The sequence below is a fragment of the Enterobacter sp. C6 genome, from assembly GCF_008122455.1.
Classification (GTDB): Bacteria; Pseudomonadota; Gammaproteobacteria; order Enterobacterales; family Enterobacteriaceae; genus Enterobacter; species Enterobacter pseudoroggenkampii.
Genome location: NZ_QPFW01000203.1, coordinates 1 through 22179, shown reverse-complemented (window position 1 = coordinate 22179; position 22179 = coordinate 1). Strand labels below are relative to the sequence as shown.

Here is a 22179-nt window from a genome sequence, read left to right as displayed (position 1 = left end):
GTCATGGCCTCAGTGTAACACTACTCATACTCGGCCCGACACATCGCCACGGTATCTTCTATCAGCCGACGCGCCACGGTGCCCGGCGGAGGTAACAGCGGTAAATCGTCGTAGCGATACCAGTTCGCATCCAGCAGCTCTTTCTGATCGATAACGATCTCGCCGCTGTCATATTCGGCCATAAAGGCCGTCATCAGCGACTGCGGGAACGGCCACGGCTGGGAGGTGACGTAGCGCAGGTTCTTCACTTTGATCCCGCTCTCCTCCATCACCTCGCGCGCCACCGCCTGCTCCAGCGTTTCGCCCACTTCGACGAAGCCGGCCAGCACGGTATGAACGCCGTTGCGATGACGGGTATGCTGCGCCAGCAGGATGGAATCCTCCCGGCGGATAGCGACGATAATGCACGGCGCAATCTGCGGATAGTAGCGTTCGCGGCAGTGGTTGCAGAGCATCGCCCATTCGGTTTTGCTCGGACGCATGGTATGGCCGCAATAGCCGCAGTATTTATGCGAGCGGTAAAACTCCGCCAGCTGCACGCCGCGCCCCGCCAGCTGGAACAGCCCCACGTCCAGATCCAGCACCTGGCGCACAGATCCCATATCCTGGCGGCGGGGCTGTTGGATCAACCACACGGGCTCACCCTGCCACTCGCCGATCTGTAGCGCTGGCTGGCCAGCAAGATCGAACGCCTCAGCTGCGCCATAGGGGATTTCCCCGGCAGGAAGCCATAATTTTTGTTCGTGACTGACGATCCACCAACCAAGATCTGATTTTTCAATAATACGATCCATATCTATTGCACTACCTTCGCTTCACTGACATGTTGTTAGCATTGTGGTTACATTCTGGATAAGCAGATTCAATCCTACATTTTGCGGAGTCGACCATGTTAAACCAGCTGGAAAGCCTGACTGAGCGCGTTAGAGGAAGTAACAAACTGGTGGATCGCTGGCTACATGTGCGCAAGCATCTACTCGTGGCTTATTACAATCTGGTCGGCATTAAGCCTGGCAAAGAATCGTTTATGCGACTGAATGAAAAAGCGCTGGATGATTTTTGTCAGGGCCTGGTCGACTATCTGTCCGACGGCCATTTCAATATTTATGAACGCATTATCCGCGAAATGGAAGGGACAACACCGTATTTAGCAGCCAGCAAGCTCTATCCGCTGCTGGAAGCCAACACCCAGCAGATCATGGATTACTATGATTCCGCGCTCGAGAACGCCATCGATCACGATAACTATCTTGAGTTTCAGCGGGCGCTATCCGACCTCGGTGAAGCGCTGGAAGAGCGATTCACGCTGGAAGATAAGCTGATCGCCCTTGTACTGGACAATGATTTGAACATCAGTAACGAAGAGAACGTCGCGCGCCCTGCTTGAGTTCTTCACCGTTAACGAGTAATTTACAACCATTCGCCCCTCTCACGAGGGGGATTTTTCTTGTCGGAGTGCCCAGCGCCTGAAAGCGCGGGCTGAGACCGTTAATTCGGGATCCGCGGAACCTGATCAGGTTAATACCTGCGAAGGGAACAAGAGTCACACTGCTGTTGTATCGCCCCCCGGGCGATCCTCTCTTGCTTCATCCGTCGTCTGACAAGCCATGTCCTTCACTTTTGGAATGAGCTATGTCTACTGCAAAACTGACCCGCCGCGAACAGCGCGCACAGGCCCAACACTTCATCGACACCCTGGAAGGCACCGCTTTCCCGAACTCGAAACGCATCTACATTTCCGGCTCGCAGGCCGATATCCGCGTCCCGATGCGCGAAATCCAGCTCAGCCCGACGCTTATCGGCGGCAGCAAAGAGAATCCGCAGTACGAAGACAACGAAGCCGTGCCGGTGTATGACACCTCCGGTCCGTACGGCGACCCTGATGTTGCCATCAACGTCCAGCAGGGTCTGGCTAAGCTGCGCCAGCCGTGGATTGATGCGCGCAACGACTGCGAGGAACTGAGCGTGCGCAGCTCTGCGTACACCAAAGAGCGCCTGGCCGACGACGGTCTGGACGAGCTGCGCTTTACCGGCCTGCTGACGCCAAAACGCGCTAAAGCGGGCAAATGCGTGACCCAGCTGCACTACGCCCGCCAGGGCATCGTCACGCCGGAAATGGAATTCATCGCCATCCGCGAAAACATGGGTCGCGAGCGCATCCGTAGCGAAGTGCTGCGCTATCAGCATCCGGGTGAAGGCTTTGGCGCTCGCCTGCCGGAGAACATCACGCCGGAGTTTGTGCGTGACGAAGTGGCCGCCGGGCGCGCGATTATCCCCGCCAACATTAACCACCCGGAATCCGAGCCGATGATTATCGGCCGCAACTTCCTGGTGAAGGTCAACGCGAACATCGGTAACTCGGCCGTCACCTCCTCCATCGAAGAAGAGGTGGAAAAGCTGGTCTGGTCCACGCGCTGGGGCGCGGACACGGTAATGGACCTCTCCACCGGCCGCTATATTCACGAAACCCGCGAATGGATCCTGCGTAACAGCCCGGTGCCGATTGGCACCGTCCCGATTTATCAGGCGCTGGAGAAGGTCAACGGCATTGCCGAAGACCTCACCTGGGAAGCGTTCCGCGACACGCTGCTGGAGCAGGCCGAGCAGGGCGTGGACTACTTCACCATTCACGCGGGCGTGCTGCTGCGCTACGTGCCGATGACGGCGAAGCGTCTGACCGGCATCGTCTCGCGCGGCGGTTCCATCATGGCGAAGTGGTGCCTCTCCCATCACCAGGAAAACTTCCTCTACGAACACTTCCGCGAGATCTGCGAAATCTGCGCCGCCTATGACGTCTCCCTGTCGCTGGGCGACGGACTGCGTCCGGGCTCCATCCGCGACGCCAACGACGAAGCGCAGTTTGCCGAGCTGCACACGCTGGGCGAGCTGACTAAAATCGCCTGGGAGTATGACGTGCAGGTAATGATTGAGGGGCCGGGACATGTGCCGATGCAGATGATCCGCCGCAACATGACCGAAGAGCTGGAGCACTGCCATGAGGCCCCGTTCTATACCCTGGGACCGTTGACCACCGATATTGCGCCGGGCTATGACCACTTCACGTCAGGCATTGGCGCGGCGATGATCGGCTGGTTCGGCTGCGCCATGCTCTGCTACGTGACGCCGAAAGAGCACCTCGGCCTGCCAAACAAAGAGGACGTGAAGCAGGGGCTGATTACCTACAAAATTGCCGCCCACGCGGCGGATCTGGCCAAAGGCCACCCGGGGGCGCAAATCCGCGATAACGCCATGTCGAAGGCGCGCTTTGAATTCCGCTGGGAAGACCAGTTCAACCTGGCGCTGGATCCGTTCACCGCTCGCGCCTATCACGACGAGACCCTGCCGCAGGAATCAGGCAAAGTCGCGCACTTCTGCTCTATGTGCGGGCCAAAATTCTGCTCGATGAAAATCAGCCAGGAAGTGCGTGACTACGCCGCCGCGCAAACCATTGAAGTGGGCATGGCGGACATGTCTGAAACCTTCCGCGCCAAAGGCGGCGAAATCTACCTCAAAAAAGAGGAGGCGTAATGTACCAGCCCGATTTCCCACCCGTCCCCTACCGTTTAGGGCTCTATCCGGTGGTGGACAGCGTGGCGTGGATAGAGCGACTGCTGGAGGCAGGCGTTCGCACCCTCCAGCTGCGCATCAAGGATAAGCGCGATGACGAGGTGGAAGCCGATGTGGTTGCCGCCATCGCGCTGGGGCGTCGGTATAACGCCCGCCTGTTTATCAACGATTACTGGCGGCTGGCCGTTAAGCACCGGGCGTACGGCGTGCATCTGGGTCAGGAAGACCTCGAAACAACGGATCTGAGCGCTATCCGTGAAGCCGGGCTGCGTCTTGGCGTGTCAACGCACGATGACATGGAGATCGACGTGGCCCTGGCGGCCCGTCCCTCATACATCGCGCTGGGCCACGTCTTCCCGACGCAAACCAAGCAGATGCCCTCCGCACCGCAGGGTCTGACGCAGCTGGCGAGTCACGTTAAACGCCTTGCCGATTACCCCACCGTCGCCATCGGCGGAATCAGCCTTGAACGCGCCCCGGCGGTGCTGGAGACCGGCGTCGGCAGCATCGCCGTCGTCAGCGCCATCACCCAGGCTGCAGACTGGCAGTCCGCCACCGAACAGCTGTTACAGCTGGCAGGAGCTGACGATGAACGATCGTGATTTTATGCGCTACAGCCGTCAGATCCTTCTGGAAGATATCGCCATCGATGGGCAGCAAAAGCTGCTCGCCAGCCGGGTGCTGATTGTCGGTCTGGGCGGATTAGGCGCGCCCGCCGCGCTTTATCTGGCAGGTGCAGGTATCGGTACGCTGGTGCTGGCCGACGACGACGAGGTTCACCTCAGCAACCTGCAGCGACAAATCCTCTTTACCACCGAGGATATCAACCAGCCGAAAGCGCAAATCACCCGGCAGCGGCTGAACCAGCTAAACCCGGATATCGAGCTGATTGCCTTACAGGAGCGTCTTAGCGGTGAAAGCCTGCACCGTGAAGTCGCCCTTGCCGATGTGGTGCTGGACTGTACCGACAACATGGCGACGCGCCAGGCGATTAACGCCGCGTGCGTGGCAAATCATACGCCGCTTATCACCGCCAGCGCGGTGGGGTTTGGCGGGCAGATGATGGTTCTGACGCCACCGTGGACGCAGGGCTGCTATCGCTGTCTGTGGCCGGATGATGCCGAGCCAGCGCGCAACTGCCGGACGGCGGGCATTCTTGGTCCGGTGGTCGGCGTAATGGGCACCATGCAGGCGCTGGAAGCCATCAAGCTGCTCAGCGGCATGGAGACGGAACGCAATACGCTGCGGCTGTTTGATGCCCGCTCAGCCGGCTGGCGCCAGCTGGCGTTACGCCGCGCCAGCCGCTGCCCGGTATGTGGAGGCCGCGATGCGCATTCTGTTTAACGATGAGCCGATGAGATGCGAAGACGGGCTCACCGTTGCGGTACTGCTCGACAAGCTGCGTCAGCTCAAACCGGGAACGGCGCTGGCGCTCAATCAACAGATCCTGCCGCGCGAGCAGTGGGAACATCAGCAGGTCAATGACGGCGACCAGATCCTGCTGTTTCAGGTTATCGCAGGGGGCTGAGATGTTACGTATTGCCGATAAAGTCTTTGATTCACATCTGTTTACCGGAACCGGAAAATTCGCCTCGCCGCAGCTGATGGTGGATGCCATTCGCGAAAGCGGCAGCCAGCTGGTGACGCTGGCGCTCAAGCGCGTGGATCTGCGTCATCACAGCGATGCCATTCTGGCGCCTTTACTGGAGGCAGGCGTCACGCTGCTGCCCAACACCTCCGGCGCCAAAACGGCCGAAGAGGCGATTTTCGCCGCGCAGCTGGCCCGCGAGGCGCTCGGCACCCGCTGGCTGAAGCTGGAAATTCATCCTGACGCCCGCTGGCTGCTGCCCGACCCTATCGAAACGCTGAAAGCGGCAGAAAAGCTGGTGCAGCAAGGGTTTACCGTCCTCCCTTACTGCGGCGCCGACCCTGTTCTGTGCAAACGGCTGGAAGAGGTCGGCTGCGCCGCCGTCATGCCGCTGGGCGCCCCCATTGGCTCCAACCAGGGGCTGGAGACCCGTGCGATGCTGGAAATCATTATTGAGCAGGCTACCGTGCCGGTGGTGGTTGATGCGGGCATTGGCGTGCCCAGCCATGCCGCACAGGCGCTGGAGATGGGCGCCGACGCGGTGCTGGTGAATACGGCCATCGCGGTTGCCGACGATCCGGTCATGATGGCGCGTGCGTTCCGCATGGCCGTAGAGGCTGGGTTGCTGGCAAGGGAGTCCGGCCCCGGCTCGCGCAGTTTCCAGGCGCAGGCCACCAGCCCGCTGACCGGTTTTCTGGAGGCGATCTCATGAGCACGTTTACCGAGCGCTGGCGGCAGCTTAACTGGGACGACATTGCCCTGCGCATCAACAGCAAAACGGCGGCTGACGTGGAGCGTGCGCTAAATGCCCGCCATCTGACCCGCGAGGATCTGATGGCCCTGCTCTCCCCGGCGGCCAGTGCGTACCTCGAACCGATGGCCCAGCGAGCACAGCGGCTCACCCGCCAGCGTTTTGGCAACACGGTGAGTTTCTACGTGCCGCTCTATCTCTCAAACCTGTGCGCCAATGACTGCACCTATTGCGGCTTCTCCATGAGCAACCGCATCAAACGTAAAACGCTCGATGAAGGTGAGATTGCCCGTGAGTGTGCGGCTATTCGTGAAATGGGCTTTGAACATCTTCTGCTGGTCACGGGCGAACATCAGGGAAAAGTGGGAATGGACTATTTCCGTCAGCACCTTCCCGCCATCCGTCGTCAGTTTGCGTCGTTGCATATGGAAGTACAGCCCCTGGCGCAGGAGGAGTACGCGGAGCTCAAAACCCTCGGGCTGGACGGGGTCATGGTCTACCAGGAAACCTACCACGAGGCGACGTACGCCCGGCACCACCTGAAGGGTAAGAAACAGGATTTCTTTTTCCGGCTGGAAACGCCGGACAGGCTGGGTCGCGCCGGCATCGACAAAATCGGTCTGGGTGCGCTGATCGGGCTCTCCGACAGCTGGCGGGTGGATTGTTACATGGTGGCGGAACATTTGCTGTGGCTTCAGCAGCGCTACTGGCAGAGCCGTTATTCCATCTCCTTCCCGCGTCTGAGGCCCTGCGCGGGCGGGATTGAACCGGCTTCGCTGATGGATGAACGCCAGCTGGTGCAAACCATCTGCGCGTTTCGCCTGCTCGCTCCGGAAGTGGAATTATCGCTCTCAACGCGTGAGTCCCCGGCGTTTCGCGATCGCGTTATCCCGCTTGCGATTAACAACGTCAGCGCGTTTTCCAAAACACAGCCTGGCGGCTACGCCGACGATCATCCGGAGCTCGAGCAGTTTGCGCCGCATGACGGACGACGTCCGGAAGCGGTCGCCGCCGCTCTGACGGCGCAGGGTCTTCAGCCTGTCTGGAAAGACTGGGACAGCTGGCTGGGAAGAGCCTCGCAGTGACGTTGAAACGCACTGCAACATCATAAAAAATTGTCGAGGCGCGACGAAAAGGCAAAACCGGAGGATTGTCAGCGATCGTCCGGTTTTTTATTGTCAAACGGTCAGCAACGGATGCTGACCAGGGCGAAAAGCTTCTTCCTCGTTTCGCCCTGCCTCTGGTTCATTGCACAAACGGCTCCAGCCTGGTGAATAAGTATTTTCTTAATGGTTCTTAAGATAAATCATCCCGTCAGAAATCGTGTGCCGTATAATTCACCGCTAACCGCAGGACAGCGACTATGCTGAGAGGATATCGGCAGACGAACAGTATTCACCATCAGGAACGATGTACAGCTCATGGCACTTCACAGCAAAAAGCTCTCTTTTACCCGGCCAATCATGCTCAGCTTCGCGGGGATCCTCTGCAGTTTTGCGGTGATCGCGATCGCGGTGACGCTATCGCAACGAAAGGATTTTCTTGAGGATTATCATAAGATCAATAGCAATTTCACGCACAACCTGGCGGTGAACTACACCGAATCTATCCTGCGTGAAAACGACTATATCCTGGGCCGTTCCGCGATGTACTTTGCACGTGACGACAGGCTAAACGAGACGCTGAACGTCAATCCGACGCAAGGGCTGCAGATGATGATGCATTTGCAGAACCTGATGCCGACCGTCTCCTCCATCTCGCTGGCGGACACGCAGGGGCATTACCTCCGCGCACCGGAAGTGCTCCCCACGGAGAAGAGTAAAACCTTCGATCCCCGGACGCGACCGTGGTTTGTCGCTCAGGCGGAAGCCAGCATCTTCAGCCACTATACCCGTCCTTATATGGATTACTTTACGGGGCATCCCACGGTCACTCTTTATAAGCCAGTGATTTCACCAGAAGGCAGACTGAAGGGAACGCTCGCGTTTCATCTCGATTTGACATCAATGGGCTACACCCTGCGTCAGATGGTGGCGCCCGTTCAGGGGGAATTTTTCGTCGTCGAGCGTGACGGTGCTGTGGTGCTGCATCCGGATACCGGCGCGCTCTTCAAGCAGTACGTGAGCGAAGCGCTGATGGACAAAATGACCAGCGGTGAAGGCCACCTTTACGACAAGAAAAGCAACGCCTGGTATTACTACTACTCGTTTACCAACCCGGACTGGTTTGTCATTTACCGGGTATCGGATGCAACGCTCACCGATATTACCCGCCACGAAACGACGATTGTTGGCTGGGGGTTTGCGCTGGCGGCCATCATCATCATCCTCTTCGGCTTATACCTCCGCCACGCCTCGCGTAGCGTGCTGATGCATATTATCAATGCCATCAAAACCGGCGACGTCAGCGAGGCGCCGCGCCTGGAAGCGATGCTGAGCCACACGATTCAGTCCAATAAAGAGCGTGAAATGGCCTATGTGCGCCAGGCCACCCACGATGCGCTGACGGGCTGTAAAAACCGCCGCGCGTTTGATAGCGATATAGCAGAGCTGCTAAATACCCAGCAGCCTTTCACGATGGCGCTGGTGGATATCGATAACTTCAAGTCGATTAACGACACGCTGGGCCACCTGACCGGTGATATCGTTCTGCGTAACGTGGCCCGCGAAGGGCTCCAGATCATGCAGCCACATCACGTCTCGCTTTACCGTTATGGTGGAGAAGAGTTTGCGGTAATTTTCCAGGCTGAGCAGATGACTTCTGCGCTCTCATTACTGGAAGCATGGCGTACCGCTGTTGAAAAACGTGTCTGGCGGGAAGAAAACCTGCGGGTTACGTTCAGCGGCGGTCTTGGGGAGTGGCATTTTGAACCGCTGGAGCACTTTATCGGAAGCGTTGATAACGCCCTATACAGCGCCAAACAGCAGGGCAAAAACCGCATCAACCGAACGTCCATCAGCTAATCCCCCCTCTTTCACCCTGCCCGTTTCCACAGGCCGGGTACCCGACAATGCAAAATTGTAACCGGTTTCAGAAAATCGCCGGTTTCTTTGTGATGCCTGACACACAATCGCGGTAAACCGGTTGTTGAAGCGGTCTGCACGGGATAATTATCAATAAACACATGTAGATCGAGGCTGATTATGAAGAACATCGTTTTATGCTGTGCAGCGGGAATGTCAACCAGCATGCTGGTTCAACGTATGAAAGACGCCGCGCAGAAAAAAGGGGTTGAAGTCACGATTAAAGCCGTTCCGGTTGCGGAGTTTAAAGACAACATCGCGACGGCCGACATCGTATTGCTGGGGCCACAGGTTAAATACGAGCAGGCCAAACTCCAGGCACAGGCCGAGCCGCTAGGTAAAAAGGTCGCGGTGATCGACATGATGGATTACGGCATGATGAAAGGTGATGCCGTACTGGAAAAAGCGCTCAAACTTCTGGAGTCATAATGGAAGACTTAGAAACCACGATTATGGAACTGCTGGTCAACGCAGGCGCGGCGCGCAGTGCGGCCCTGACGGCGTTACAGATGGCGCGTAAAGGTGAGTTTGACGAAGCAGAAAAAGCGATGGAAGAGTCGCGTGAATATGTGAAGCATGCGCACACGATCCAGACGCAGCTTATCGGTCTTGATGAGGGAACCGGGAAGCTTCCGGTTAATCTGATCACCGTTCACTCTCAGGATCACCTGATGAACGCGATGGTCATTCAGGATCTGGCGGGCGATATGATTGAGCTTTATCGACGGATCCCGCTGGTGAATTGAAAACATGCAGATGTAAAAAAACCCGCCGAGGCGGGTTTTTTATTAGCGACTCAACGATTACTCGTTGTCGGAACCGCCCAGACCTGCGTTCAGCAGTTCTGCCAGGCTCGCGGATGCATCTTCAGCAGTTACCTGCGGTGCAGCTGGCAGTTCGCCCGCAGCACGACGACGCATACGATCCTGGTGGTACGCATAACCGGTACCCGCCGGGATCAGACGACCCACGATAACGTTCTCTTTCAGACCGCGCAGTTCATCACGCTTACCAGCAACAGCGGCTTCGGTCAGGACACGAGTCGTTTCCTGGAACGATGCTGCAGAGATGAAGGACTCGGTTGCCAGAGACGCTTTGGTGATACCCAGCAGATCGCGCGAGAAGGTCGCACCGATTTTGCCGTTCGCTTCCAGTTCGCGGTTAGCGATCTTGACGCGTGAGTATTCAACCTGCTCGCCTTCCAGGAACTCGGAGCTGCCTGCGTTTTCGATGGTTGCTTTACGCAGCATCTGACGAACGATAACTTCGATGTGCTTATCGTTAATCTTAACGCCCTGCAGACGGTAAACGTCCTGCACTTCGTTGGTGATGTAACGCGTTACCGCGTGTACGCCACGAAGACGCAGAATGTCGTGCGGCGCTTCTGGACCATCGGAAACCACGTCACCACGTTCTACACGTTCACCTTCGAACACGTTGAGCTGACGCCACTTAGGAATCATCTCTTCGTACGGTTCGCTACCATCTACTGGAGTGATAACCAGACGGCGTTTCCCTTTGGTCTCTTTACCGAAGGAGATGATACCGCTGATTTCAGCCAGGATTGCAGGCTCTTTCGGACGACGTGCTTCGAACAGGTCCGCAACGCGTGGCAGACCACCGGTGATGTCCTTGGTACCGCTGGATTCCTGTGGAATACGCGCCAGAGCATCACCCGCACCGATCTGAATGCCATCTTCCAGCTGAACGATCGCTTTACCCGGCAGGAAGTACTGCGCAGGCATGTCGGTACCAGGGATCAGAACGTCGTTACCCTGAGCATCAACGATTTTCAGCGCAGGACGCAGATCTTTACCACCGGTAGTACGTTCAGCAGAATCCAGAACCACCAGAGAAGACAGACCGGTCAGCTCGTCGGTCTGACGAGTAATGGTCTGGCCGTCGATCATGTCAGTAAAGCGGATGAAACCACTTACTTCGGTGATAACCGGCATGGTGTGTGGATCCCAGTTTGCAACGGTTTCACCGCCGGCAACCTGCTCGCCATCACCTTTCGCCATAACCGCACCGTAAGGCACTTTATAGCTCTCTTTGGTACGACCGAATTCGTCGATCAGTTTCAGCTCGGTGTTACGAGAGGTCACAACCAGCTTGCCTGCGGAGTTAACAACAGACTTCGCGTTGCTGAGCTTGATGCTACCTTTGTTTTTCACCTGGATGCTGGATTCAGCAGCCGCACGAGATGCCGCACCACCGATGTGGAACGTACGCATCGTCAGCTGTGTACCCGGCTCACCGATAGACTGTGCCGCGATAACGCCGATTGCTTCACCTTTGTTGATGATGTGGCCACGCGCCAGGTCACGACCGTAGCAGTGCGCACATACACCAAAGTCGGTGTCACAGGATACAACGGAACGCACTTTCACTGAGTCAACAGAGTTCGCTTCCAGCAGGTCACACCAGTGCTCGTGCAGCAGCGTGTTGCGTGGAACCAGAATGTCTGCAGTACCCGGCTTCAGAATGTCTTCCGCGGTCACACGACCCAGAACGCGATCGCGCAGTGGCTCTTTAACATCACCACCCTCGATAACAGGGGTCATGGTGATACCTTCGAGGGTGCCACAATCGTCTTCGGTCACAACCAGATCCTGGGCAACGTCAACCAGACGACGCGTCAGATAACCGGAGTTCGCTGTTTTCAGTGCGGTATCCGCCAGACCTTTACGAGCACCGTGCGTGGAGATGAAGTACTGGAGTACGTTCAGACCTTCACGGAAGTTCGCGGTGATTGGCGTTTCGATGATGGAGCCATCTGGCTTCGCCATCAGACCACGCATACCTGCCAGCTGACGAATCTGTGCTGCGGAACCACGCGCACCGGAGTCGGCCATCATGTAGATGCTGTTGAAGGAAACCTGCTGCTCTTCTACGCCGTCACGGTTAATCACGGTTTCGGTCTGCAGGTTATCCATCATCGCTTTGGATACACGATCGTTCGCCGCTGCCCAGATATCGATAACTTTGTTATAGCGTTCGCCCGCGGTAACCAGACCAGACTGGAACTGCTCCTGGATCTCAGCAACTTCGGCTTCCGCTTCAGAGATGATCTCGTGTTTCTTCTCTGGGATGACCATGTCATCGATACCAACAGATGCACCTGAACGCGCTGCATAAGCAAAGCCGGTATACATTGTCTGGTCAGCGAAGATAACGGTCGGCTTCAGACCCAGAATGCGGTAACAGGTGTTCAGCATTTTGGAGATCGCTTTCTTGCCCAGCGCCTGGTTGACGATGGAGAAAGGCAGACCTTTCGGTACGATCATCCACAGAATCGCACGGCCAACGGTCGTGTCTTTCAGGCTGGTTTTCGCAACGAATTCGCCGTTTTCATCTTTTTCGTATTCGGTGATACGCACTTTAACGCGCGCATGCAGAGAGGCCAGGCCAGCGCGGTAAATACGCTCAGCTTCTTTCGGGCCAGTCAGCACCATGCCTTCGCCTTTGGCGTTAACACAGTCACGGGTCATGTAGTACAGACCCAATACAACGTCCTGAGAAGGAACGATGATTGGCTCACCGTTCGCTGGAGACAGGATGTTGTTGGTAGACATCATCAGCGCACGCGCTTCGAGCTGGGCTTCCAGCGTCAGCGGTACGTGAACAGCCATCTGGTCACCATCGAAGTCGGCGTTATATGCCGCACAAACCAGCGGGTGCAGCTGGATAGCTTTACCTTCGATCAGGACTGGCTCAAATGCCTGGATACCCAAACGGTGCAGGGTTGGTGCACGGTTCAGCAGTACCGGGTGTTCGCGGATAACTTCGTCCAGGATATCCCAAACGACAGCTTCTTCACGCTCAACCATTTTCTTCGCGGCTTTGATGGTGGTGGCCAGGCCACGCAGCTCCAGCTTGCCGTAGATGAATGGTTTGAACAGCTCCAGTGCCATTTTCTTCGGCAGACCGCACTGATGCAGACGCAGGTATGGACCTACGGTGATTACAGAACGACCGGAGTAGTCAACACGCTTACCGAGCAGGTTCTGACGGAAACGACCCTGTTTACCTTTGATCATATCGGCCAAAGATTTCAGAGGACGTTTGTTAGAACCGGTGATCGCACGACCGCGACGACCGTTATCCAGCAGGGCATCTACCGCTTCCTGCAGCATACGTTTTTCGTTGCGTACGATGATGTCCGGCGCAGCCAGATCCAGCAGACGTTTCAGACGGTTGTTACGGTTGATAACGCGACGATACAGATCGTTCAGATCGGACGTTGCGAAACGACCACCATCCAGCGGAACCAGTGGACGCAGATCTGGCGGCAGAACCGGCAGAACGGTCAGGATCATCCACTCTGGTTTGTTACCAGACTGAACGAACGCTTCCAGCAGTTTGATACGCTTGGTCAGCTTTTTACGTTTGGTTTCGGAGTTGGTTTCGTTCAGCTCTTCACGCAGCTGCTCGCACTCTTGCTCCAGATCCATGCTCTTCAGCAGGGCCTGAATAGCTTCCGCACCCATCTTCGCGTCGAATTCGTCACCGAACTCTTCCAGCGCGTCCAGATACTGCTCTTCAGTCAGGATCTGATGACGTTCCAGGTTCGTCATCCCGCCTTCGATTACCACATAAGATTCGAAGTACAGAACACGTTCGATATCACGCAGCGGCATATCCAGCAGCAGACCGATACGGGACGGCAGAGATTTCAGGAACCAGATGTGAGCGGTCGGAGACGCCAGCTCGATGTGGCCCATGCGCTCACGACGCACTTTGGTCTGGGTCACTTCAACGCCGCACTTCTCACAGATCACACCACGGTGTTTCAGGCGCTTGTACTTACCGCACAGGCACTCGTAATCTTTTACTGGCCCGAAAATACGCGCACAGAAAAGGCCGTCACGCTCAGGTTTGAACGTACGGTAGTTGATGGTTTCCGGCTTTTTAACTTCACCGAAAGACCATGAACGGATCATGTCTGGCGAAGCCAGAGCAATTTTGATCGCATCAAACTCTTCGGTTTTAGTCTGCGCTTTCAGAAACTTTAATAAATCTTTCACGGATTTGCTCCCGTCGGAGTTAGCACAATCCGGTGCCGGGGGTTAACCCGGCACCAGTGACCTGTTTGAGCGAGAATTACTCGTCTTCCAGTTCGATGTTGATACCCAGCGAACGAATCTCTTTCAACAGTACGTTGAAGGATTCTGGCATGCCCGGTTCCATCTGATGGTTGCCGTCCACGATGTTTTTATACATCTTGGTACGACCGTTCACGTCATCAGACTTAACGGTGAGCATTTCCTGCAGGGTGTATGCCGCGCCGTATGCTTCCAGCGCCCACACTTCCATCTCCCCGAAGCGCTGACCACCGAACTGTGCCTTACCACCCAGCGGCTGCTGAGTAACCAGGCTGTAAGAACCGGTAGAACGAGCGTGCATCTTGTCGTCGACCAGGTGGTTCAGTTTCAGCATGTACATGTAACCTACGGTTACCGGACGCTCGAACTGTTCACCGGTACGGCCGTCAAACAGCGTAATCTGACCAGACGTTGGCAGACCACCCAGTTGCAGCAGCTCTTTAATTTCAGCTTCTTTCGCACCATCGAAGACCGGCGTTGCGATTGGCATACCTTTTTTCAGGTTCTCAGCCAGGCGCAGCACTTCTTCATCGCTGAAGGTATTCAGGTCGACTTTCTGACGCACATCGGTACCCAGATCGTAGGCACGCTGGATGAATTCGCGCAGTTTCGCGACTTCTTCCTGCTGCTTCAGCATGGCGTTAATCTTGTCGCCGATACCTTTCGCAGCCATACCCAGGTGGGTTTCCAGGATCTGACCGATGTTCATACGAGACGGTACGCCCAGCGGGTTCAGTACGATATCTACCGGCGTACCGTTAGCATCGTGCGGCATATCTTCGATCGGGTTGATCTTAGAGATAACACCCTTGTTACCGTGACGACCTGCCATCTTATCACCAGGCTGGATCTGACGTTTAACGGCCAGATACACCTTAACAATCTTCAGCACGCCTGGTGCCAGATCGTCGCCCTGAGTGATTTTGCGGCGTTTCGCTTCGAGTTTTTTCTCGAACTCGTGTTTCAGTTCGTCATACTGCTCAGCCAGCTGTTCCAGCTGATTTTGTTTCTCTTCGTCGGTCAGGCCCAGTTCCAGCCAGCGATCGCGTGGCAGTTTGTCGAGCTTCTCAGCTTCAACGCCACCGGCAACCAGCACCGCATAGATACGGCTGAACAGACCCGCTTCGAGGATCTGCAGTTCTTCAGACAGGTCTTTCTTCGCCTGTTTGAGCTGCATCTCTTCGATTTCCAGCGCACGCTTATCTTTCTCAACGCCGTCACGGGTGAAGACCTGAACGTCGATAACCGTACCGGAAACACCGTTTGGTACGCGCAGAGAAGAGTCTTTAACGTCAGACGCTTTCTCACCGAAGATTGCACGCAGCAGTTTCTCTTCTGGCGTCAGCTGGGTTTCACCTTTAGGCGTAACCTTACCAACCAGAATGTCGCCGCCGGTCACTTCCGCACCGATGTAAACGATACCGGATTCATCCAGTTTGGAGAGCGCAGCTTCACCCACGTTAGGGATGTCAGCGGTGATCTCTTCTGGCCCCAGCTTGGTGTCACGGGACACACATGCCAGTTCCTGAATGTGGATGGTGGTGAAACGATCTTCCTGAACCACACGCTCGGAGACGAGGATGGAGTCTTCGAAGTTGTAACCGTTCCACGGCATGAACGCTACGCGCATGTTCTGACCGAGCGCCAGTTCACCGAGGTCGGTGGACGGACCGTCTGCCAGCACGTCGCCGCGCTCAACTGGCTCACCCAGAGATACGCAAGGCATCTGGTTGATACAGGTGTTCTGGTTAGAACGGGTGTATTTGGTCAGGTTATAAATGTCGATACCTGCTTCGCCCGGATACATCTCGTCTTCGTTAACTTTGATAACGATACGGGATGCATCGACGTACTGAACAGTACCGCCACGTTTAGCAACCGCAGTAACACCGGAGTCAACGGCAACAGCACGTTCCATACCGGTACCAACCAGCGGCTTATCAGCGCGCAGAGTTGGAACGGCCTGACGTTGCATGTTCGCACCCATCAATGCACGGTTGGCGTCATCGTGTTCCAGGAACGGGATCAGGGACGCACCGACGGATACCACTTGCTGGGTGGATACGTCCATGTAGTCAACCTGGTCGCGGCTGAACAAGCTGGATTCGCCTTTGCTACGGCAGGTAACCAGATCTTCTACAAAGTGGCCTTCGTCATCCAGGTTGGAGTTCGCCTGAGCGATAACGTAGTTGCCTTCTTCGATAGCAGACAGGTAATGAATTTCGTCGGTTACAACACCGTCGGTCACTTTACGGTACGGGGTCTCGAGGAAACCGTATTCGTTCGTCTGTGCGTACACGGACAGGGAGTTGATCAGACCGATGTTTGGACCTTCAGGCGTTTCGATTGGACATACGCGACCGTAGTGCGTCGGGTGTACGTCTCGAACTTCAAAGCCTGCGCGCTCACGGGTCAGACCGCCTGGGCCGAGTGCAGAGATACGACGTTTGTGCGTAATCTCAGACAGCGGGTTGTTCTGGTCCATGAACTGAGACAGCTGGCTTGAACCGAAGAACTCTTTCACTGCTGCAGAAATCGGCTTGGCGTTGATCATATCCTGAGGCATCAGGGTATCCAGATCGCCCAGAGACAGACGCTCTTTCACCGCACGCTCTACACGTACCAGGCCAACGCGGAACTGGTTTTCCGCCATTTCGCCTACGGAACGGATACGACGGTTGCCGAGGTGGTCGATATCGTCCACTTCGCCTTTACCGTTACGGATATCGATGAGCTTCTTCATCACTTCGATGATGTCGTCTTTGCTCAGGATACCGGAACCTTCAATTTCGTCGCGCAGCAGAGAACGGTTGAACTTCATACGACCAACCGCGGACAGATCGTAGCGGTCTTCGGAGAAGAACAGGTTCTCGAACAGGCTTTCCGCCGCTTCGCGAGTTGGTGGCTCACCAGGACGCATCATGCGGTAGATTTCTACCAGCGCGCTCAGACGATCGGTGGTTGGGTCGACGCGAATAGTCTCAGAGATATACGCACCGTGGTCCAGATCGTTGGTGAACAGCGTTTCGATACGTTTGTGGCCAGACTGGCTCAGCTTAGCCAGCAGATCCAGGCTCAGCTCCATGTTCGCCGGGCAGATCAGCTCACCCGTTGACTCGTCAACGTAATCTTTCGCGGCTACTTTTCCAGCAATGTACTCAACCGGAACTTCGATGAGTTTGATATCATCTTTTTCCAGCTGGCGGATGTGGCGCGCGGTGATACGGCGACCTTTTTCCACATACACTTTGCCGTCGGCTTCGATGTCGAACGACGCGGTCTCACCACGCAGACGTTCCGGCACCAGCTCCATCTGCAGCTTGTTGTCGCGGATTTCAAAGATCACTTTCTCAAAGAACAGGTCCAGGATCTGCTCAGTGGTATAGTTCAGTGCACGCAGAATGATGGTTGCAGGCAGTTTACGACGACGGTCGATACGGACAAACAGGTTGTCTTTTGGATCGAACTCGAAGTCCAGCCATGAACCACGGTAAGGAATGATGCGTGCGTTATACAGTACTTTACCGGAAGAGTGTGTTTTACCTTTATCGCTGTCGAAGAAGACGCCCGGGCTACGATGCAGCTGGGAAACGATAACACGCTCAGTACCGTTGATAACGAAAGTACCGTTGTCAGTCATGAGTGGAATTTCACCCATGTAGACTTCTTGTTCTTTAATGTCTTTTACGGTGCCTTCCGGCGCTTCGCGCTCGTAGATCACCAGACGCAGTTTTACGCGCAGCGGTGCGGAATAGGTCACGCCACGGATCTGACATTCCTGAACGTCAAACACCGGTTCGCCAAGGCGGTAGCTGACGTACTGCAGCTCGGAGTTACCGCTGTAGCTCTGAATCGGGAACACGGAGCGGAAGGCTGCTTCCAGACCGTACTGCCCTTCAGGATCTTGCTCGATAAACTTCTGGAACGAGTCAAGCTGGATAGAAAGGAGATATGGAATGTCCAGAACTTGTGGACGTTTACCAAAATCCTTACGAATACGTTTTTTCTCGGTATAGGAGTAAACCATAGGGTTCCTCAGCTCGCTGACAAGTCGACCCATCTGTCCGACGAAGGGACAGTTTGTGCAACACCATTTTGTGGACCGGAAAATTGAATACTTTCCGCAATACCTGTTGCTATCACGCTTAAATCATTTCGTCGCGATTTACACAGAGCGAGCACCCTGTCGCAATATATTAAGTCGTCGATAGAAACATGCATTGTCAGGACAATCAGCAGTCAAACAGTGTGAAATGCTACTGATGCCTTACAGCGCAAAAAGGCTGGTGACTAAAAAGTCACCAGCCATCAGCCTAATTACTTAGGCTGCAACCAGAAAAGTTGGCTTATTTAACTTCAACTTCAGCGCCAGCTTCTTCCAGAGATTTTTTCAGTGCTTCTGCGTCGTCTTTGCTCACGCCTTCTTTCAGCGCAGCTGGAGCAGATTCTACCAGGTCTTTAGCTTCTTTCAGACCCAGGCCAGTTGCGCCACGTACTGCTTTGATAACAGCAACTTTGTTAGCGCCAGCAGCTTTCAGAATTACGTCGAATTCAGTTTTTTCTTCAGCAGCTTCAGCCGGGCCCGCAGCTACAGCTACAGCAGCAGCAGCAGAAACACCGAATTTTTCTTCCATTGCAGAAACCAGCTCTACAACGTCCATTACGGACATAGCTGCTACTGCTTCAATGATTTGATCTTTAGTGATAGACATTTAAATTGTTCCTGAAAATCAGAATAAGTTTATACGTAAGCAAATGCTTTATAAAGATAACTGCGATTAAGCAGCTTCTTTCGCATCGCGAACAGCAGCCAGAGTGCGAACCAGTTTGCCAGCCGAAGCTTCTTTCATGGTTGCCATCAGGCGTGCAATTGCTTCTTCGTAGGTCGGCAGGGTTGCCAGGCGATCGATGTTCGATGCCGTGATCAACTCACCTTCAAAGGCTGCAGCTTTGACCTCAAATTTTGCATTCGCTTTCGCGAACTCTTTGAACAGACGAGCAGCAGCGCCCGGGTGTTCCATAGAGTATGCAATCAGGGTCGGACCAACAAACGTGTCTTTCAGGCACTCGAACTGAGTACCTTCAACTACGCGACGCAGCAGGGTGTTACGAACAACACGCATGTATACGCCAGCTTCACGACCTGCTTTACGCAGTTCAGTCATTTTGTCTACAGTAACGCCACGGGAATCCGCAACTACTGCAGACAGCGCGCCTTTGGCTACTTCGCTGACTTCAGCAACAATCGCTTGTTTGTCTTGAAGATTTAAAGCCATTAGCTTTGCTCCTGGATGTTTGCCGGAACTCATGTTCCGGAACTCACTTCACTCTTCCCAACGGAAAGAGCGTCTTAATACGGTGAGCAGAAACAAGCCAGAGTATCCAAAAATAATCTTAGCGTTCTGTCACCGTCTACGCAGGGGATTAAGTCTCTTGCGAAACACCTGCGGTCTTCGACGGAGGCCTGGATTAGGCCAGGCTCCAACGAACAAATCTTTTAGCCGCTAACTTTCGTTAGCAAACGTGGGGGTAAGATTGTAGACAAAATCACCGCCCACGTAAAGGCATTAGTTTGCAGCAGCGCTCAGGCCAGCCTGGTCAACTGCAACACCTGCACCCATGGTGGTGGAGATGCTAACTTTCTTGATGTACACGCCTTTCGCCTGAGTTGGTTTTGCTTTTTTCAGCGCAACCAGCAGAGCTTCCAGGTTTTCTTTCAGTTTGTCAGCGTCAAAGTCCACTTTACCGATGGTGGTGTGGATGATGCCGTTTTTGTCGTTACGATAACGAACCTGACCTGCTTTAGCGTTCTTAACCGCTTCAGCAACGTTAGGGGTTACAGTACCAACTTTCGGGTTTGGCATCAGGCCGCGTGGACCCAGAACCTGGCCCAGCTGGCCAACAACGCGCATTGCATCTGGAGAAGCAATAACAACGTCAAAGTTCATTTCGCCTTTCTTGATCTGATCAGCCAGATCTTCCATACCTACCAGTTCAGCGCCAGCAGCTTTAGCAGCTTCAGCGTTTGCACCCTGAGCAAATACAGCTACACGTACGGAACGGCCAGTACCGTGTGGCAGTACAGTTGCGCCACGAACGTTCTGATCGGATTTACGCGCGTCGATGCCGAGGTTAACGGCAACGTCAACGCTTTCAACGAACTTAGCAGTTGCCAGTTCTTTCAGCAGAGCGATAGCTTCGTTGATGTCGTACTGTTTGGTCGCATCAACTTTGTCACGGATCACGGACATGCGCTTGGTCAGTTTAGCCATTTCTTAGTCCTCCACTACCAGGCCCATGGAACGTGCAGTACCTTCGATTGAGCGAGTCATCGCTTCAATGTCGGCACCAGTCATGTCGGCAGCTTTGGTCTGCGCGATTTCCTGCAGCTGAGCGCGGGAAATTTTACCCACTTTGTCTTTGTTCGGTTTACCGGAACCAGACTTGATACCAGCCGCTTTCTTCAGCAGAACTGCTGCTGGAGGGGTTTTGGTAACGAAAGTGAAAGAACGGTCAGCGTAAACAGTGATTACGACTGGGATTGGCAGACCTTTTTCCAGGGATTCGGTTTTGGCGTTGAACGCTTTGCAGAATTCCATGATGTTCACACCCTGCTGACCCAGAGCTGGACCAACTGGTGGACTTGGGTTCGCCATACCAGCTGCAACCTGCAGCTTGACGTAGGCTTGTACTTTCTTAGCCATTCTAAAATCCTCTGATTGGGTGATAGCGCCTCAGGGAGGCTCCCCGTGAATAAAATTCGTTTTACGGGCCGGGGCCCATAAAAACAAAAGGCGCGAAATTGTATTCCAATCTCGCGCCCTGTGCAACGATTAAATCGCCGCTTTTTTGATCGCTGCTTAGGCTTTTTCGACCTGCGCAAAGTCCAGCTCTACCGGGGTCGCACGACCGAAGATAGAAACAGAAACTTTCAGGCGGGACTTCTCGTAGTCCACTTCTTCAACGACGCCATTAAAGTCAGCAAACGGACCGTCGCTAACACGGACCATTTCACCCGGTTCAAACAGCGTTTTAGGACGCGGCTTATCACCCACCTGCTGCAGGCGGTTCATAATCGCATCAACTTCTTTGTCGCTGATTGGCGCCGGACGGTCAGACGTGCCGCCGATAAAGCCCATCACGCGCGGTACGCTGCGCACCAGGTGCCAGCTCGCGTCGTTCATCACCATCTGAACCAGCACGTAACCCGGGAAGAATTTACGCTCGCTTTTGCGACGTTGGCCGCCACGGATCTCAACCACTTCTTCGGTCGGAACCATAACTTCGCCAAATAACTCTTCCATGTTGTGTAATTTGATATGCTCACGCAGCGACGTTGCTACGCGGCCTTCAAAACCGGAAAACGCCTGAACGACGTACCAACGCTTTTTAGGGGCTTCAGACATCTTAGAACCTCAGGCCAGTAATAAAGGAAACCAGGCGAACCAGAATACCATCCAGTCCCCACAGGATCAGTGACATTACAGCGGTAACCGCCGCTACGATCAGCGTGGTGTGCAATGTTTCCTGGCGAGTCGGCCAAATGACCTTACGGACTTCGGTACGCGCTTCACGTGCAAAAGCAACGGTTGCTTTACCTTTAGTCGTCAACAGCGCGACACCGCCCGCTGCAGCAATCAGAATCACCACTGCCAGCGCGCGGAGCGGCAGCATCATGTCACGATAAAGATAGTTGCCAACGATTGCCACAATCAGCAGCACGGCAACAGCGACCCACTTCATCGCTTCCAGGCCGCGCCCGCTCCCTTGAGCTTCGGTATTCGCACTCATAAACCAACCTGTCAGAAGAATTCTACAAATAATTTCACCCCGCGATTGCGAGGCGAGCCAAATCGAAATAATCCCTTTAGGGATTATACGCTCTCTGCAGAGCCTGTCTCAGCAATGATTATGACAAAAATAATCACTGATGAGCCAGGTTCTGATGTGAAAGCGTGCAAAAAGGGCATCAAATGATGCCCTTTTCATGCGCATTGCGTCAAATGTTATCAGCGATTAGCCGAGAACTTTAGCAACCACGCCCGCGCCAACGGTACGGCCACCTTCACGGATTGCGAAACGCAGACCGTCGTCCATCGCGATTGGGTGGATCAGAGTCACAACCATCTTGATGTTGTCGCCTGG

The 22179-nt window shown here is 54.9% G+C and carries 19 protein-coding genes, 1 pseudogene and 1 riboswitch; of the genes and pseudogenes, 10 read left to right on the top strand and 10 right to left on the bottom strand.

Annotated elements, in window-relative coordinates:
• Positions 1–20: 20 nt before the first annotated feature.
• Positions 21–794 carry an NAD(+) diphosphatase gene (gene nudC, locus DOU50_RS09250; RefSeq protein ID WP_061716170.1) on the bottom strand — a complete coding sequence of 258 codons (774 nt, stop codon included), beginning with the start codon at positions 792–794 and terminating at the stop codon, positions 21–23.
• A 95-nt stretch (positions 795–889) separates the two neighbouring features.
• On the opposite strand from nudC, the gene DOU50_RS09245 reads away from it, so the two are divergent.
• From DOU50_RS09245 to DOU50_RS09200, 10 genes are all read left to right on the top strand, one after another.
• The gene (locus DOU50_RS09245; protein ID WP_023334107.1) at positions 890–1387 is read left to right on the top strand and encodes an Rsd/AlgQ family anti-sigma factor; all 498 of its coding nucleotides are present in this window, start codon (positions 890–892) and stop codon (positions 1385–1387) included.
• 54 nt (positions 1388–1441) lie between these two features.
• Positions 1442–1553, top strand: a riboswitch (TPP riboswitch).
• A 79-nt stretch (positions 1554–1632) separates the two neighbouring features.
• Positions 1633–3528, top strand: a complete 1896-nt coding sequence (gene thiC / locus DOU50_RS09240; RefSeq protein ID WP_148769241.1) for a phosphomethylpyrimidine synthase ThiC — start codon at positions 1633–1635, stop codon at positions 3526–3528.
• On the top strand, positions 3528–4169 hold the full coding sequence (gene thiE, locus DOU50_RS09235) for a thiamine phosphate synthase (protein ID WP_024908255.1): 642 nt from the start codon (positions 3528–3530) through the stop codon (positions 4167–4169). Before thiC ends, thiE begins: the two co-directional genes overlap by 1 nt.
• Positions 4156–4911, top strand: coding sequence for a HesA/MoeB/ThiF family protein (locus tag DOU50_RS09230; RefSeq protein ID WP_024908256.1), 756 nt, complete (start codon positions 4156–4158; stop codon positions 4909–4911). The genes thiE and DOU50_RS09230 overlap by 14 nt, the downstream gene beginning before the upstream one ends.
• Complete coding sequence (gene thiS, locus DOU50_RS09225) at positions 4895–5095, top strand: sulfur carrier protein ThiS (RefSeq protein ID WP_024908257.1); 201 nt, start codon at positions 4895–4897, stop codon at positions 5093–5095. Before DOU50_RS09230 ends, thiS begins: the two co-directional genes overlap by 17 nt.
• A gap of 1 nt (position 5096) precedes the next feature.
• Entirely contained in the window at positions 5097–5867 is a 771-nt protein-coding gene (gene thiG / locus DOU50_RS09220) for a thiazole synthase (RefSeq protein WP_023334103.1), read from the top strand.
• The gene (gene thiH, locus DOU50_RS09215; protein WP_048990373.1) at positions 5864–6991 is read left to right on the top strand and encodes a 2-iminoacetate synthase ThiH; all 1128 of its coding nucleotides are present in this window, start codon (positions 5864–5866) and stop codon (positions 6989–6991) included. The genes thiG and thiH overlap by 4 nt, the downstream gene beginning before the upstream one ends.
• Before the next feature lie 336 nt (positions 6992–7327).
• Positions 7328–8869, top strand: a complete 1542-nt coding sequence (locus tag DOU50_RS09210; protein ID WP_148769240.1) for a sensor domain-containing diguanylate cyclase — start codon at positions 7328–7330, stop codon at positions 8867–8869.
• Positions 8870–9049: 180 nt separating this feature from the next.
• A complete protein-coding gene (locus DOU50_RS09205; RefSeq protein ID WP_023334100.1) occupies positions 9050–9358 on the top strand; it encodes a PTS sugar transporter subunit IIB in 309 nt (102 codons plus the stop codon).
• Positions 9358–9675, top strand: a complete 318-nt coding sequence (locus DOU50_RS09200) for a PTS lactose/cellobiose transporter subunit IIA (RefSeq protein WP_008503455.1) — start codon at positions 9358–9360, stop codon at positions 9673–9675. The genes DOU50_RS09205 and DOU50_RS09200 overlap by 1 nt, the downstream gene beginning before the upstream one ends.
• A gap of 57 nt (positions 9676–9732) precedes the next feature.
• Here DOU50_RS09200 and rpoC read toward each other — a convergent pair whose 3' ends face one another.
• From rpoC to tuf, 9 genes and pseudogenes are all read right to left on the bottom strand, one after another.
• Positions 9733–13956 (bottom strand): DNA-directed RNA polymerase subunit beta', encoded by a 4224-nt coding sequence (rpoC, locus tag DOU50_RS09195; RefSeq protein WP_023309968.1) that lies wholly within the window; start codon positions 13954–13956, stop codon positions 9733–9735.
• Between the two features lie 76 nt (positions 13957–14032).
• Positions 14033–18061 (bottom strand): DNA-directed RNA polymerase subunit beta, encoded by a 4029-nt coding sequence (gene rpoB, locus DOU50_RS09190; RefSeq protein ID WP_024908260.1) that lies wholly within the window; start codon positions 18059–18061, stop codon positions 14033–14035.
• 319 nt (positions 18062–18380) lie between these two features.
• A complete protein-coding gene (gene rplL, locus DOU50_RS09185) occupies positions 18381–18746 on the bottom strand; it encodes a 50S ribosomal protein L7/L12 (RefSeq protein WP_002445276.1) in 366 nt (121 codons plus the stop codon).
• Positions 18747–18812: 66 nt separating this feature from the next.
• Entirely contained in the window at positions 18813–19310 is a 498-nt protein-coding gene (gene rplJ / locus DOU50_RS09180) for a 50S ribosomal protein L10 (protein WP_005132895.1), read from the bottom strand.
• A gap of 291 nt (positions 19311–19601) precedes the next feature.
• Positions 19602–20306 carry a 50S ribosomal protein L1 gene (rplA, locus tag DOU50_RS09175; RefSeq protein ID WP_006810530.1) on the bottom strand — a complete coding sequence of 235 codons (705 nt, stop codon included), beginning with the start codon at positions 20304–20306 and terminating at the stop codon, positions 19602–19604.
• 3 nt (positions 20307–20309) lie between these two features.
• Positions 20310–20738, bottom strand: a complete 429-nt coding sequence (rplK, locus tag DOU50_RS09170; protein ID WP_008503452.1) for a 50S ribosomal protein L11 — start codon at positions 20736–20738, stop codon at positions 20310–20312.
• A gap of 156 nt (positions 20739–20894) precedes the next feature.
• The gene (gene nusG, locus DOU50_RS09165) at positions 20895–21440 is read right to left on the bottom strand and encodes a transcription termination/antitermination protein NusG (protein WP_002438628.1); all 546 of its coding nucleotides are present in this window, start codon (positions 21438–21440) and stop codon (positions 20895–20897) included.
• A gap of 1 nt (position 21441) precedes the next feature.
• Positions 21442–21825, bottom strand: coding sequence for a preprotein translocase subunit SecE (gene secE / locus DOU50_RS09160; RefSeq protein WP_014068449.1), 384 nt, complete (start codon positions 21823–21825; stop codon positions 21442–21444).
• 225 nt (positions 21826–22050) lie between these two features.
• A pseudogene (gene tuf / locus DOU50_RS09150) lies at positions 22051–22179 on the bottom strand (elongation factor Tu); the annotation flags it as partial.